Here is a 13215-nt window from a genome sequence, read left to right on the forward strand (position 1 = left end):
ATATTGCGGAAACAGATACCCACCCGATACTGAAATGATGCCAAACCATCAGCCCTGACGCGAACAAAGGGCGCTACCAAACCTGCAGGTAGCGCCCCTGAGAGCGTCCGCGGGACGCCTCAACTGTTCGGTTTTGCCGCGGCTAGACGCCCAGGCTGCGACCGATGATCTCTTTCATGATCTCGGTGGTGCCGCCGTAAATGGTCTGAACGCGGGCATCCAGATAAGCCCGGGCGACCGGGTATTCGCGCATGTAACCGTATCCGCCGTGCAGCTGCAGACAGCGGTCGATCAGGTGCACCTGCTTCTCGGTGGCATACCACTTGGCCATGGCGGCCTGCTCGACCGTCAGCTTCTTGTCCAGGTGCAGCTTCACGAACTCGTCGACCAACATCCGCACCACGGTGGCCTCGGTGGCCAACTCGGCCAGCAGGAACCGGCTGTTCTGGAAACTGCCGATCGGCTTGCCGAACGCCTTGCGCTCCTTGGTGTACTGGATCGTCTGCTCCAGCACCGCCTCCATCGCCCCGGCGGCCATGATCGCGATCGAGATCCGCTCCTGGGGCAGGTTCTGCATCAGGTAGATGAAGCCCTTGCCCTCCTCGCCGAGCAGGTTCTCCACCGGCACATGCACGTCGGTGAACGACAGCTCGGCGGTGTCCTGGGCGTCCAGACCGATCTTGTCCAGGTGCCGGCCGCGCTCGAAGCCCTCCATCCCGCGCTCCACGACCAGCAGGGAGAAGCCCTGTGCGCCCTTGTCGGGGTCGGTCTGGGCCACCACGATCACCAGATCGGAGTGGATGCCGTTGGTGATGAACGTCTTGGAGCCGTTGAGCACGTAGTGGTCGCCCTGGCGGACCGCACGGGTCTTGATCCCCTGCAGGTCACTGCCGGTACCCGGCTCGGTCATCGCGATCGCGGTGATCAGCTCACCGGTGCAGAACTTGGGCAGCCAGCGCTGCTTCTGCTCCTCGTTGCACAGTTCCAGCAGGTAGGGCGCGCAGACGTCGTTGTGCAGGCTGAAGCCCAACCCGCTGTAGCGCCCGGCAGTGACTTCCTCGGTGATGATCGTGTTGTATCGGAAGTCGGGGTTGCCGCCGCCCCCGTACTCCTCGGGCACCGCCATGCCCAGAAAGCCCTGCTTGCCGGCCTCCAACCACACCGCGCGGTCGACGATCTTGGCCTTTTCCCACTCTTCCTGGTAGGGCGCGGCGTGGCGATCCAGGAAGGCCCGGAACGACTCCCGGAACAGCTCGTGCTCGGGCTCGAACAGGGTTCGCTGGTACTTGATTGCGGCACTCATTGCCTGACCTCCGGTCGACTGATCTTTCCGACGAGGATAGACCAACCGGATGGTTGGTCGCCCGTGGTGGTGGATAGGGGGATCTGCTGCCTACCCGGCCTGGCGCCGCGGACCGGTGCCGCCGCGCTGCCGGCGCCGGGAGTCGGCCACCGGAGCCTGCTGCTGGGTGCCGCTTCGCCGGCGCCGCGGGCGGCCCGAGCGGGCCGGCGCGGTCGCAACGCGTGCCGGGGCGGCGACTACCGGCGCGGGCGCGCGCAACGGCGCGACCTCCCCCACCAAGTCGAGCACCGAAACCGAATCGGCGGCCACCTGCTGCGGGGCGACGGTGATGCCGGCGCGGCGCAGCAGCACCTGGGTCTCACTGCGCTGCTCGGGCAGGACCAGAGTGACGACGTCTCCGGCGCTGCCGGCCCGAGCGGTGCGCCCGGAGCGATGCAGGTAAGCCTTGTGCTCGGCGGGCGGATCCACATGCACGACCAGCTCGACTTCGTCGACGTGGACGCCGCGGGCAGCGATGTCAGTGGCCACCAGCACCCGTACCTCGCCGTCGGCGAAGGCCGCGAGATTACGCTGACGGGCCGGCTGGGACAGGTTGCCGTGCAGATCGACCGAGGGAACACCGCTCTCGGTCAGTTGCCGGGCCAGTTTCCTGGCCTGGTGCTTGGTGCGCAGGAACAGGATTCGCCGCCCGGTTCCCGACGCGAGCAGCTGCACCAGTTCCTTCTTCTCCTGCAGACCCGACACGTGGAACACATGGTGGGTCATGGCCGGAGGAGGCGCGTCGAGCTCATCGACGGAGTGCAACACCGGATTCCGCAGGAAGCGCCGAACCAGCTTGTCCACCCCGTTGTCCAGCGTCGCCGAAAACAGCAGTCGCTGACCGGTTTCGGCAGTGGCAGCCAGAATGCGGGTGACTCCCGGCAAGAAACCGAGATCGGCCATGTGGTCTGCCTCGTCCAGCACGCTGATGCGTACCGCGTCCAGCGTGATCAGCCGCTGCTTCATCAGGTCTTCCAGGCGGCCGGGGCAGGCCACCACGATGTCGGCGCCGGAGTTGAGCGCAGCCACCTGACGGTTCTGCGACACCCCGCCGAAGACGGTGGTCACCTTCAGACCGCTGGCCCGGGCCAGCGGTTCCAGGGTTGCGGCGATCTGGGTCGCCAGCTCGCGCGTGGGTGCCAGCACCAGGCCCGTGGGCGCCGCGGGACGGCACTTGTCACCGGCCAGCCGAACCACCAGCGGCAGAGAGAAGGCCAGCGTCTTGCCGCTACCGGTCTTGCCGCGGCCCAGCACGTCGCGGCCGGCCAGGCTGTCCGGCAGTGTCGCCACCTGAATCGGGAACGGAGCAGCGATTTCGCGCTCGGCGAGCACGCGCACAAGTGCGGCGGGCACGCCGAGGTCGGCGAATGAAGGGGTTGTCATGTCATGCCTTTCCGGCATCGGCTGCGCCGCAGCGGTCAACACGAACTGACCGATCCATCTGCAACACAGGGTTGGCGAGATTGCCTGTTGGCAATAGCGATCGCCGCGAGAAGAGCTTTGGAACCGGCTGAATCACGGCCCGATGGCCGCAATGGCGGTGAGTAAGCGTTCCACGACGCGTGATCGCCAGCCTATCGCACGGTGCGCCGAATGCCTAAAGGGCGGCGAATTCCCGCAGACTGGCCGCCAGCGCCAACGGGACCCGGGCACGGATCCGGGTGCCACCCTCACCGTGTTCGGCCTGCTGCACCCGGCCTTGCTCATGCACCCTTGCAACCAAATCACCACGGCCATAAGGGATCACGACATCTACAGCGGTGTCGACGGGCGCCACCAGCTGCCCCATTCGCTGCCGCAACACGTCGATGCCGTCTCCGGTGTGTGCCGAAACGAACACCGCATCGGGCAGGGCACGGCGCAGCTGGGCCAACGCCAAATCACCCGCGGCGTCAATCTTGTTGACCACCAGCAGCTCCGGGGCACGCTGGTCGCTGCGGCCCGAATGACGTTCGGCGATGACTTCGGAGATCACCTCGCGCACCGCGCTGATCTGCGCCAATGGGGCTGCATCCGATCCGTCGACCACATGGACCAGCAGGTCGGCGTCGGCGACTTCCTCGAGTGTGGAGCGAAACGCCTCCACCAGCTGGGTGGGCAGGTGGCGCACAAAGCCGACTGTGTCGGTGAGCACAAAGGGGCGGTCATCGTCGAATTGGCCACGACGGCTGGTCGGTTCCAGTGTGGCGAACAACGCATCCTGAACCAGCACCCCGGCGCCGGTCAATGCGTTGAGAAGGCTCGACTTACCGGCGTTGGTATAGCCAACGATCGCCACCGAGGGGACGTCACTGTGCCGGCGACGGCTGCGCTGCGTGTCGCGCACCTGCTTCATGGCCCGGATCTCGCGGCGCAACTTTGACATCCGTTCCCGGATCCGCCGCCGGTCGGTCTCGATCTTGGTCTCACCGGGGCCACGCAGGCCCACTCCGCCGCCGCTGCCGCCGGCCCGTCCGCCGGCCTGCCGTGACATCGACTCGCCCCAGCCGCGCAGCCGCGGCAGCATGTACTGCATCTGCGCCAGCGCCACCTGCGCCTTGCCCTCGGCACTGGTGGCGTGCTGAGCGAAGATGTCGAGGATCAACGCGGTGCGGTCGATCACCTTGACCTTGACCGCTTTTTCCAGCGCGGTCAGTTGCGCCGGGGACAGTTCACCGTCGCAGATCACCGTGTCGGCCCCCGTGGCCAGCACCAGCTCCCGCAGTTCATGGGCCTTGCCCGAGCCGATGTAGGTGGCCGGGTCAGGCCGTTCCCGGCGCTGGATCAGGCCCTCGAGCACCTCCGAACCGGCGGTCTCGGCCAGGGCGGCCAGTTCCACCATGCTGGCGTCGGCCTCGGCTGCGGTGCCCTCGGTCCACACGCCCACGAGCACCACCCGCTCCAGGCGCAGCTGGCGGTATTCGACCTCGGAGATATCGGCGAGTTCGGTGGACAGCCCGGCGACCCGGCGCAATGCAGCGCGGTCGTCGAGGTTGAGCTCACCGGTGCTGGGCTGCGTCCTCGCGTCGGGATAGGTCACTGGGCCGCCCACCACTGGGGCGCGATTTCGCCCCGGGCCACCAGTTCCGACGGCCCACGCAGGTAGCTGCCGGCCTCGGTGACGGTGACGCTGACCCGTCCGCCCGGGATCTCGACGCACAGCGTGCCCGTCGACGAGCCGGTATGGGCCAGAGCCGCCACCGCGGCAGCCACCGTGCCGGTGCCGCACGAGCGGGTCTCACCGACGCCGCGCTCATGCACCCGCATCCGCACCGCTCCGTCGCGCGGCGCGGTCACGATCTCCACATTCACCCCGTTCGGGAACGCCGTGGTGTCGAACGACACCGGGGCTGCCACGTCAAGGGCAGCCAGCGCTGCCGCGGACAGCTCCGGATCCACGCAGGCCAGATGCGGGTTCCCCATATCGACGCCCAGGCCGGCGAACCGCTTGCCGCCGACCACCGCCTCGAATGCGGGGCCGGTGCTGCCGAGCAGGTTCGGCTTGCCCATGTCCACCGTGACGTCGGCGTGCACGTCGTCGGCGTGGTGGACGACCACCGGCCGGGGCCCCGCCAGTGAGGCGACCACGAACTCATCGCGGGTTTCCAGGCCGGCAGCCCGCAGATAGTGCGCGAAGACCCGGACTCCGTTGCCGCACATCTCGGCAACCGAACCGTCGGCGTTGCGGTAGTCCATGAACCAGTCCGCGGGCGCCACCGCTTCGGGAAGGCGGTCGAGCACACCTGCCTGCAGCGCGGCACCTGCGGTGGTGACCCGCAGCAGACCGTCGGCCCCCAGGCCGCGACGGCGGTCGCACAGGGCGGCCACCGCGGCGGGGGTCAACCGCACCGCCGCGTCCAGGTCCGGCAGCAACACGAAGTCGTTCTGGGTGCCGTGGCCCTTGGCGAAAAGCATGTGCTCAGGATACGTGCCGCACCGCCCGCAACGCCGCGTCGAGCAGGCCGCCGGCGGCGGCGTCGAGCCACTGGATGCGGTGATCGCGCCGAAACCAGGATCGCTGCCGGCGCACGTAGCGGCGGGTGCCGATGAACGTCGGTTCGGCGGCGCCGGTGCCGTCGCCGCCGGCCTGAAGGTCGGCGATCACCTGGGCGTATCCCAGGGCCCTGGCGGCCGTGACTCCCTCGCGCAGCCCCGCCTCCAGTAGGCCCTGGACTTCGGCCACCAGGCCGTTGGCAAACATCGAGTCGGTCCGGGTGGCCAACCGTTCATCGAGAATGGTTGTGTCGCAATCCAAGCCGAGTATCACGGTATTCCAGCGCGGAGTTCCGATGGCGGGCGCCGAGGCGGCGAAGGGCTGGCCGGTCAGCTCCACGACTTCCAGTGCCCGCACGATCCTCCTGCCGTCGGTCGCCAGGATCGAAGCGGCGGCGGCCGGATCGACGCCGGCCAGTTCGGCGTGCAGGGCGGCGACCCCGACTTCTGCCAACCGCTGCTCGTAGCGGGCACGTACCACCGGATCGGTGGCCGGGAAACACCAGTCGTCGAGCAGGGCCTGCAGATAGAGCATCGACCCACCAACGATGATCGGGACCGCGCCGCGGGCCGTGATTGCCGCCACGTCGGCCGTGGCGGCCTGCTGGTAGCGGGCCACCGTCGCGGTCTGGGTGACGTCGAGCACGTCGAGTTGGTGGTGCGCGATGCCGCCGCGCTCGTGCGGCAACAGCTTGGCGGTGCCGATGTCCATGCCGCGGTAGAGCTGCATGGCGTCGGCGTTGACGATCTCACCGCCCAGCCGCGCCGCGAGCTCCAAGGCCAGTTGTGATTTTCCGGTGCCGGTGGGTCCGACGATGGCGATCGGCCTCACGGCTGCCAGACCCCCACGAAGTAGCCGACCCCGTACGGCGCGTCGCAGTAGAGCTGCTTGACCGCGCGCGGTGCCGTCCCGGCCAGCCCGGCCAGTGCCGCGAATCCCGCCCGGCCGACGATCTGTGGGGGCAGCCCGGCCAGTGCGGCGACGTCGCCGCCGGCCAGCGCCTCGTCGAGCGCGTGCTGATGTTCCCGCTGTTCTGGGTGGTAGCCGCCGGGTGCTGCCGGCGTCAGCGTGGCGGCGCCGTCGGCAAGCACCAGCACGCCCGTGGGCTCGGCCTGCTGGTCGAGCTCGGCGCGCAGCCGAGCCCCGGTGGTCCACGCCGAGCCGGGATCGGCGCTGGAGTAAACCACCACCTCGCCATCCGGGCAGACCTGCCCGCGCACCCAGCCGGCCAGCAACGCGCACAACGGCAGATCAACCACCTGCCGGGCCTTCGGCGACAACCCGACCGTCACATCGGCGCCGAATCCCCCGAAACTGCCCGCGCTGTCCGGCCCGAAGACCCCGTCCGGTCCGGCGCCGAGAGCCACCCACCGGCGCGGCAGCAGCGCCGCGGCGCCCAGCGCCGCATTCCGTAACTCGGCGGCTTCGGCGGCGGCGCCGGCCAGTTCGGGCACCAGCACCGGCGCCGACGGCATGATCGCTATCGGTCCCAGCACGGCACCCAAGTTAGCCGTTCGACGGCGCGGCCACCGGCACGGCCAGGTCCGCGCCCGCATCGGCGACGATGGTGGCCGCCTCACCGCGAGCCAGGGCGGCCGTGGCGACCACGACCAGGATCACCCCGGCGATCACCGCGACGTCCTCTGCGCCACCGGCCTGGATCGTCTCGTTGAGCAGCAGCACGCCCAGGGCGGTGGCCACCAGCGGTTTGGCCACGATCATCGTCGGCATGGACGCCGTCAGCGCGCCGGCCCGAAACGCCGACTGCTGGAAGATCATCCCGGCCAGCGTCGCCGCAACCCAGGGCACCAGCGCCGGGGCGCGCAGCACCGCGGCGAAACCGTCGGCCTTGAGCACTTCCACCAGCACCTTGGTCAGCAGGGCGAACACCGCCAGCGACGTCCCGGCCACCACGGCAAGCAGCACCGCGGCGGCCGGCCGGCCGCGGAACATCCGGGCGGCCAGTACGCAGCCGACCAACACCGTCGGCAGGACCACCGCGACGATGATCCAGGTGGCCGCCGGAGCGTGGCGTTTGCCCTCGGTGGGATCGCCCACGATCACCACCACCGCCAGCGAGGCGGCCAGCAGGACGGCCCACATCCACTCACGGCTGGTCACCGGACGCCGGGTCAGCCAGGCATAGATCGGCAGGGCGAACAGCAGCGCGGTCACCTGCAGGCCGGTCACCAGCATCACCGAACCGACCGCTAAGGCCACCGCTTGCAGTGCGTAGTTGGCCACCGCCGCAGCGCCCCCGCCCCACCACCGAGGGTCACGCAGCGAGAGCCGAAACAGCTCCAGGTGGCCAACGTGTCGGTCGGTGATCTCCTGGGCGGAACGCTGCCGGATCACGTCGCCGATCGCGGACGCCAAGGCAGCGCACAGCGCTATCAGCGCCGCTAGGACGTTTCCTGTCGACATGACCCCCTCCTCAGACGCGCAACGATACCCGCAGTCGGCGTGGCGGCCCGGGAGCAAGGCCGACGGCGGTAACCCGCCCGCTGGCAATCCTCCGCTATGTGGCGACCGCCGGGGCCTCGGCGGTGGCCGCCTGATCCCGCGAAAGCGCCGCAACCGCGGCGACCAGCGTGCCCACCGCCAGCACCAGGATGAAGACGGCGTCGCGGCCCGGATTGAGCACCTCGCCGAGCAGGACCACACCCAGCGTTGCGGCCACCAGGGGTTCGAGCACCGTGATCGTGGGTAGCGAGGCCGTCAGGGCCCCGGCGCGAAACGCCGACTGCTGGTAAACCATGCCCACCAGGGCCAGAGCTCCCCAGGCATACAGCTCCGGAGCGGTCAGCAGCGCGCGGGGGCCATGGCCGATCAGATCGACCACCCCCTTGGTCAGCACCGCGAAGATTCCCCAGGCGATGGCCGACACCGCAGCCAGCAGCACAGCCGCGACGGCCCGCCCGGCATAGATACGCGCTCCGATCACGCACAGCAGCATCGTCGGCGCCAGCACGCCGATCACCCACACCCAGCCGTCCAGCGACGCCCGTGGCTGCCCGGCGGTGGGATTGCCGACGATGATGACCACCGCCAAGGCCGCGACCAGCAGCCCCGCCCACAGCCAGACCGACGGGGCCAGCCGCCGGCCGGCCTGGCGAGCGCCCAGCGGCAGCGCGAACAGCAGCGACGTGACCAGCAGTGACTCCACCAGCAGCCCCGATCCGAGTCCCAGCGCGACCGCCTGCAGAGCCAGTCCCACCACGCCCGACACGCTGCCGACCCACCAGCGCCGGTCGGTCAGCAAACGGGCGAACAGTGCGGCGGATCCCACAGCTTGGTCGCCGACACGCTGGGCGCTGTGCTGCTGGATCACGTCACTGATCGCGCCGAACAGCGCCGCACCGAGAGCGAACAGCACGGCTACCGTCTCTTTCGCCATGGCCGCCTCCTACCGGTCCGCCGGGAATATCGGTGACGATCGGACAGGCTACCGCCCGGCCTACGCGGCGACCCCAGCCTGATCCCTCCTGCGGCGAGCCTCGCTGAACCGCCGAGTTGGCGGCACAGTGTGGCGGGTTACTGCTTGAATACTCTTGAATACTTCCAGGCATATCGAAGGCGCCGCGGCGCGCGGCAGATGCGCGGGCTATCCCGCGAAGGGTTAGGTGACGACAGCGATGACCACTGACAGCGGTTCGCCCGCCCCCCGCCCGGGCCCGCGTCCGGGGCCCCGCCCCGGCCCGAAGCCGGGCGCCCGGCCGGCCCCGGCCGTCGTGGGGCCGCCTACCTGCGATCCACACCGATTCGGCCGGGTCGACGACGACGGGACGGTATGGCTGATCACGGCGGCCGGCGAGCGCCAGATCGGCTCATGGCAGGCCGGTGACCGCGAGGCGGCGTTCGCCCATTTCGGCCGCCGCTACGACGATCTGAGCACCGAGGTGACCCTGCTCGAGGAGCGATTGTCCTCCGGCAGCGGCGACGCCCGCAAGATCAAGGCGTCCGCGGCAGCGTTGGCCGAGCAGTTGCCCACCGCCAGCGTCCTCGGCGACGTGGAGGCCCTGGCGACTCGGATCTCGGTGGTGCGCGAACACGCCGACTCCCTCGCCGCCGCAGCCCGTGCGCAGCGCGACGAGCAGCGCGCAGCGGCAACGGCACGCAAAGAAGCCCTGGCCGTCGAGGCCGAGGAGCTCGCGGCGACGTCGACGCAGTGGAAGGCCGCCGGCGACCGGCTGCGCGCCATTCTCGACGAATGGCGCACCATCAGCGGTTTGGACCGCAAGGTCGACGACGCGCTGTGGAAGCGCTACGCCGCCGCACGCGACAGCTTCAACCGGCGGCGCGGGTCGCATTTCGCCGAGCTGGACCGCGGCCGGGCCGGCGCTCGGGAGGAGAAGGAACGGCTGTGTAAGCGGGCCGAGGAACTGGCCGCTTCCACCGACTGGGTGGCCACCAGCGCCACCTTCCGCCAGCTGCTGGCCACCTGGAAATCAGCGGGGCGGGCGTCGAAGGACGTCGATGAGGCGCTGTGGCAGCGCTTCAAGGCCGCCCAGGACACCTTCTTCGCCGCCCGCAACGCCTCGAACGCCGAGCGTGATGCCGAGCTGGAGGCGAATGCCGCGGCCAAAGAGGCCCTGCTGGCCGAGGCGGAACGCATCGACCCGGCCAACCAGAACGCCGCGCGCACAGCGCTGCGCTCGATCGTCAACAAGTGGGATGCCCTCGGCAAGGTGCCCCGGGAGCGCTCCGCGGAGCTCGAGCGACGGCTGCGGGCGGTGGAGAAGAAGGTGCGGGATGCCGGCGCGGCCGCCGAGGCCGCCGTGGTGGACCCCGAGGCCGAAGCCCGGGCGGCTCAATTCCGCACCCGCGCCGAACAGTTCGAGCGGCAAGCACTCAAGGCCCAGGCCGCGGGCCGGGACAAAGAGGCCGCCGAGGCCAGCGCCAACGCCGAGCAGTGGCGGCAATGGGCCCAGGCCGCCGAGCAGGCGCTCAACCGGCGCTGATCTGCCAGCCGATGTTTGAGCATCGGCGAACATGGGCTACCACCTCCGGACGAGACTGCAACAACACTCACTGGAGGTGAGCATGGCCAGCAACATCACCGCGGTCCTGGACGTCAAGCGCTTCAAGGAGTTCATCGAAAGCCAGGGCAGCGAGACCGGCGCGTGGCGCGGGGACGTACCGCGGCAATGATCGCCGGGGAGCTGTTCCGCCGGGGGGCAGCGCTGCGGCATAGGCGGTTTTTTCATCCCGACGGTGTGCTGGCGACCGGCGTTCTCGAACGGGACGCAGCCACCGGTGTGGGCCTGCCGGTGTCGTCGGCCACCGTCGTGGCGCGCATCTCCAAGGCCGCCGGCACACCGGGCGCGCTACCCGACGCCGTCGGACTGGCCCTGCGGATTCCCGCGTCAGCGCCCGACCGCCGCTGCTGGGACATCCTGCTGGCCTCGGCGAGTTCGGGGATCGTGGGCCGCGCGCTGGGGATACGGCCCGCACTGCGGTGGTCGGGTCTGACGCTGACCTCGCTGCAGCCGCTGAGCTATGGCGAGCAGACGTGGTGGTTGCGAGCCCGACTGGACACACCGATCGACGGCCGGGCGTTGTCGCTGCGCAGTGTCCGCCAGCAACTCGACGACGGGCAGATCCGCTTCGAACTCGAGCAGGCCCGCGGGACGGCCGGGTTCCATCCGCTCGCCCATCTGGTGCTCACCGGCCTCAAGGGGACCGGCGATGCGGGGCATGACGTGTCATTCGACCCGACCGTCAACACCGCTTCGGGGGTCGAACAGCGTCCCCGCTGGCTCACCCGGTTGCGCGCCGACGCCTATCGCGCCAGCCGGGAAGGCCGGGCCGCAACGGCCCCTACTCCCCCGCCGCCGGCGGTGGCTGGTCCTCCGGACCGTTGAGGCCGTCCAGCAGGTTCTTGGAGTGCAGTTCGGCGGTGCTGCGCCGGCGCTCAGCCTCTGCGGCGAGCTGCAGCGCGGTGCGGGTCCACACCACGCGCGCCCAGTGAAACGTCAGCACGAACAGCGTGATCCAGGCCAGGATCAGCCCGATTCCCGGGCCGGGGTCGCCCGCCACCGCGGTCTGGCGGGACCACACGGCCAGCAGTCCGGCCGCGGTGGCCACCGCGGACCCCGCCAGGGCTACCCAGGCCACCGTCCAACGTCGCGTCACCAGGGCCAGCAGGGAGAATCCCACGCCGAACACCAGAGCCAGCCACATGAACAGCTTCGACGGCAGCGTCACGAGGGCTCCGTCGGTGCCGTTTCCGGGGAACAGCACGTCCCAGCCGCGCACCGAACCGGTGTGCGGCAACAGGAACGAACCCAGCAGCACGAAGACGCAGATCGCCACCACCAGGCCTCTGCCGCCCGGATCGATCTCACCGGCCACGCGGCGCTCGGCGGCCTCGATGTCGGCGCGGTAGGCCTCGAAGTCTCGGTGGTTGTCGCCGCTGCCGCTCATCGCGCCGCCCCCGGCATCTTGGGCATACCGAGTCCCACACCGGGTGCCGGTTCGGCGTGCAGGTCTCCGGCCCGGGTACGCCGATGGCTCAGCAGGGCGCCGTCGGCCAGCAGGTGGTGCGGGGCTGCGCCGGTCACGGTCGTGGTCACCACGTCACCGGGACGCACCTGGGCGTGCCCGGGCGCGAAGTGCACCAGCCGGCCGTCGCGGGCACGGCCGCTCATGCGTGCGGTCGCGGCATCCTTGCGGCCCTCACCGGTCGCCACCAGCAATTCGACGGTGCGACCGATCTGGGCCTGGTTCTCTTCCAACGAGATCTGCTCCTGTAGTTCGATCAGCCGGTCATAGCGCTGCTGGACCACCTCTTTGGGCAACTGATCGGGAAGTTCGGCAGCAGGTGTCCCAGGGCGCTTGGAGTACTGGAAGGTGAATGCGGCCGAGAATCGGGCCGCCGCCACCACCTCGAGCGTCTCGGCGAAATCCTGCTCGGTCTCACCGGGAAATCCGACGATCAGGTCCGTGGTGATGGCCGCATCGGGAATGTCGGCCCGGACCCGCTCCAGAATGCCCAGGTAACGCTCGGCCCGGTAGGAGCGGCGCATGGCCCGCAGCACGCGGTCGGAACCGGACTGCAGCGGCATGTGCAGCGTGGGACAGACGTTCGGGGTCTGCGCCATCGCTTCGATGACATCGTCGGTGAACTCGGCCGGATGCGGTGAGGTGAAGCGGACCCGTTCCAGCCCGTCGACGTCCCCGCAGGACCGCAGCAACGATGCGAATGCGCCGCGGTCGCGCGGCAGGTCGGGGTCGGCGAACGAGACACCGTAGGCGTTGACGTTCTGGCCCAGCAGGGTCACTTCGAGGACGCCCTCGGCGGCCAGCGCCCGCACTTCGGAGAGGATGTCGTCCGGGCTGCGGTCCACTTCCCGGCCACGCAACGAGGGCACGATGCAGAAGGTGCAGCTGTTGTTACAGCCGACGGAGATCGACACCCACGCCGAGTAGGCCGAGTCCCGCGCGGTGGGCAGTGACGACGGGAACTCGCGGAGCGATTCCACGATCTCGACCTGGGCGCTGCGGTTGTGCCGGGCGCGTTCCAGCAGCGCCGGTAGCGACCCCAGATTGTGGGTGCCGAAGACGACGTCCACCCACGGCGCGCGGTTGAGCACGCTGTCCTTGTCTTTCTGGGCCAGGCAGCCACCCACTGCGATCTGCATGTCGGGGTTGCTGCGCTTGTTGGGCGCCAGGTGACTCAGGTTTCCGTAGAGCTTGTTGTCGGCGTTCTCCCGCACCGCGCAGGTGTTGAACACCACAAGGTCGGCGTCCGCGCCGTCGGAGGCGCGGCGATAACCGGCCTGCTCCAGCATTCCGGCGATCCGTTCGGAGTCGTGAACGTTCATCTGACAGCCGTAGGTGCGCACCTCGTAGGTGCGCATCTGTTCGGAAATCACCGGCGAACTCACCCGGTCTATGG

The 13215-nt window shown here is 69.6% G+C and carries 12 protein-coding genes; 2 read left to right on the forward strand and 10 right to left on the reverse strand.

What is annotated here, in order from left to right; genetic code table 11:
- Positions 1 to 142: 142 nt before the first annotated feature.
- From LI92_RS02255 to LI92_RS02290, 8 genes are all read right to left on the reverse strand, one after another.
- Entirely contained in the window at positions 143 to 1303 is a 1161-nt protein-coding gene (locus LI92_RS02255) for an acyl-CoA dehydrogenase family protein (protein ID WP_046315453.1), read from the reverse strand.
- Positions 1304 to 1393: 90 nt separating this feature from the next.
- Positions 1394 to 2725, reverse strand: coding sequence for a DEAD/DEAH box helicase (locus LI92_RS02260; RefSeq protein ID WP_046315454.1), 1332 nt, complete (start codon positions 2723 to 2725; stop codon positions 1394 to 1396).
- A gap of 214 nt (positions 2726 to 2939) precedes the next feature.
- Positions 2940 to 4361: a GTPase HflX gene (gene hflX / locus LI92_RS02265; protein WP_046315521.1), complete on the reverse strand. Its 1422-nt coding sequence runs from the start codon at positions 4359 to 4361 to the stop codon at positions 2940 to 2942.
- Complete coding sequence (gene dapF, locus LI92_RS02270) at positions 4358 to 5236, reverse strand: diaminopimelate epimerase (protein ID WP_046315456.1); 879 nt, start codon at positions 5234 to 5236, stop codon at positions 4358 to 4360. Before dapF ends, hflX begins: the two co-directional genes overlap by 4 nt.
- 4 nt (positions 5237 to 5240) lie before the next feature.
- A complete protein-coding gene (gene miaA, locus LI92_RS02275; protein ID WP_046315458.1) occupies positions 5241 to 6146 on the reverse strand; it encodes a tRNA (adenosine(37)-N6)-dimethylallyltransferase MiaA in 906 nt (301 codons plus the stop codon).
- Positions 6143 to 6811: a class III extradiol ring-cleavage dioxygenase family protein gene (locus tag LI92_RS02280; RefSeq protein WP_046315523.1), complete on the reverse strand. Its 669-nt coding sequence runs from the start codon at positions 6809 to 6811 to the stop codon at positions 6143 to 6145. Before LI92_RS02280 ends, miaA begins: the two co-directional genes overlap by 4 nt.
- 10 nt (positions 6812 to 6821) lie before the next feature.
- A complete protein-coding gene (locus LI92_RS02285) occupies positions 6822 to 7739 on the reverse strand; it encodes a DMT family transporter (RefSeq protein WP_046315460.1) in 918 nt (305 codons plus the stop codon).
- A gap of 94 nt (positions 7740 to 7833) precedes the next feature.
- The gene (locus tag LI92_RS02290; protein ID WP_046315461.1) at positions 7834 to 8712 is read right to left on the reverse strand and encodes a DMT family transporter; all 879 of its coding nucleotides are present in this window, start codon (positions 8710 to 8712) and stop codon (positions 7834 to 7836) included.
- Between the two features lie 238 nt (positions 8713 to 8950).
- On the opposite strand from LI92_RS02290, the gene LI92_RS02295 reads away from it, so the two are divergent.
- Together LI92_RS02295 and LI92_RS02300 are read left to right on the forward strand one after the other, a co-directional pair.
- On the forward strand, positions 8951 to 10276 hold the full coding sequence (locus LI92_RS02295; protein ID WP_052740677.1) for a DUF349 domain-containing protein: 1326 nt from the start codon (positions 8951 to 8953) through the stop codon (positions 10274 to 10276).
- A gap of 186 nt (positions 10277 to 10462) precedes the next feature.
- Positions 10463 to 11179, forward strand: coding sequence for a hypothetical protein (locus LI92_RS02300; protein WP_046315465.1), 717 nt, complete (start codon positions 10463 to 10465; stop codon positions 11177 to 11179).
- Here the strand turns inward: LI92_RS02300 and LI92_RS02305 are convergent.
- Positions 11136 to 11741 (reverse strand): Rv2732c family membrane protein, encoded by a 606-nt coding sequence (locus LI92_RS02305; protein ID WP_046315467.1) that lies wholly within the window; start codon positions 11739 to 11741, stop codon positions 11136 to 11138. The two genes, LI92_RS02300 and LI92_RS02305, sit on opposite strands and share 44 nt — an antisense overlap.
- Positions 11738 to 13177, reverse strand: coding sequence for a tRNA (N6-isopentenyl adenosine(37)-C2)-methylthiotransferase MiaB (gene miaB, locus LI92_RS02310; protein WP_286134809.1), 1440 nt, complete (start codon positions 13175 to 13177; stop codon positions 11738 to 11740). Before miaB ends, LI92_RS02305 begins: the two co-directional genes overlap by 4 nt.
- Positions 13178 to 13215 lie beyond the last annotated feature (38 nt).

The sequence above is a fragment of the Mycobacterium sp. UM_Kg1 genome, from assembly GCF_000972925.1.
In the GTDB taxonomy this organism is placed as follows: domain Bacteria; phylum Actinomycetota; class Actinomycetes; order Mycobacteriales; family Mycobacteriaceae; genus Mycobacterium; species Mycobacterium hiberniae.

Coding starts and splice junctions, on each gene's coding strand:
- LI92_RS02260 (WP_046315454.1), bottom strand. CDS start 2,725: ATGACAACCCCTTCATTCGCCGACCTCGGCGTGCCCGCCGCACTTGTG.
- LI92_RS02300 (WP_046315465.1), top strand. CDS start 10,463: ATGATCGCCGGGGAGCTGTTCCGCCGGGGGGCAGCGCTGCGGCATAGG.
- LI92_RS02305 (WP_046315467.1), bottom strand. CDS start 11,741: ATGAGCGGCAGCGGCGACAACCACCGAGACTTCGAGGCCTACCGCGCC.
- LI92_RS02255 (WP_046315453.1), bottom strand. CDS start 1,303: ATGAGTGCCGCAATCAAGTACCAGCGAACCCTGTTCGAGCCCGAGCAC.
- LI92_RS02285 (WP_046315460.1), bottom strand. CDS start 7,739: ATGTCGACAGGAAACGTCCTAGCGGCGCTGATAGCGCTGTGCGCTGCC.
- miaB (WP_286134809.1), bottom strand. CDS start 13,177: ATGCGCACCTACGAGGTGCGCACCTACGGCTGTCAGATGAACGTTCAC.
- dapF (WP_046315456.1), bottom strand. CDS start 5,236: ATGCTTTTCGCCAAGGGCCACGGCACCCAGAACGACTTCGTGTTGCTG.
- LI92_RS02295 (WP_052740677.1), top strand. CDS start 8,951: ATGACCACTGACAGCGGTTCGCCCGCCCCCCGCCCGGGCCCGCGTCCG.
- LI92_RS02290 (WP_046315461.1), bottom strand. CDS start 8,712: ATGGCGAAAGAGACGGTAGCCGTGCTGTTCGCTCTCGGTGCGGCGCTG.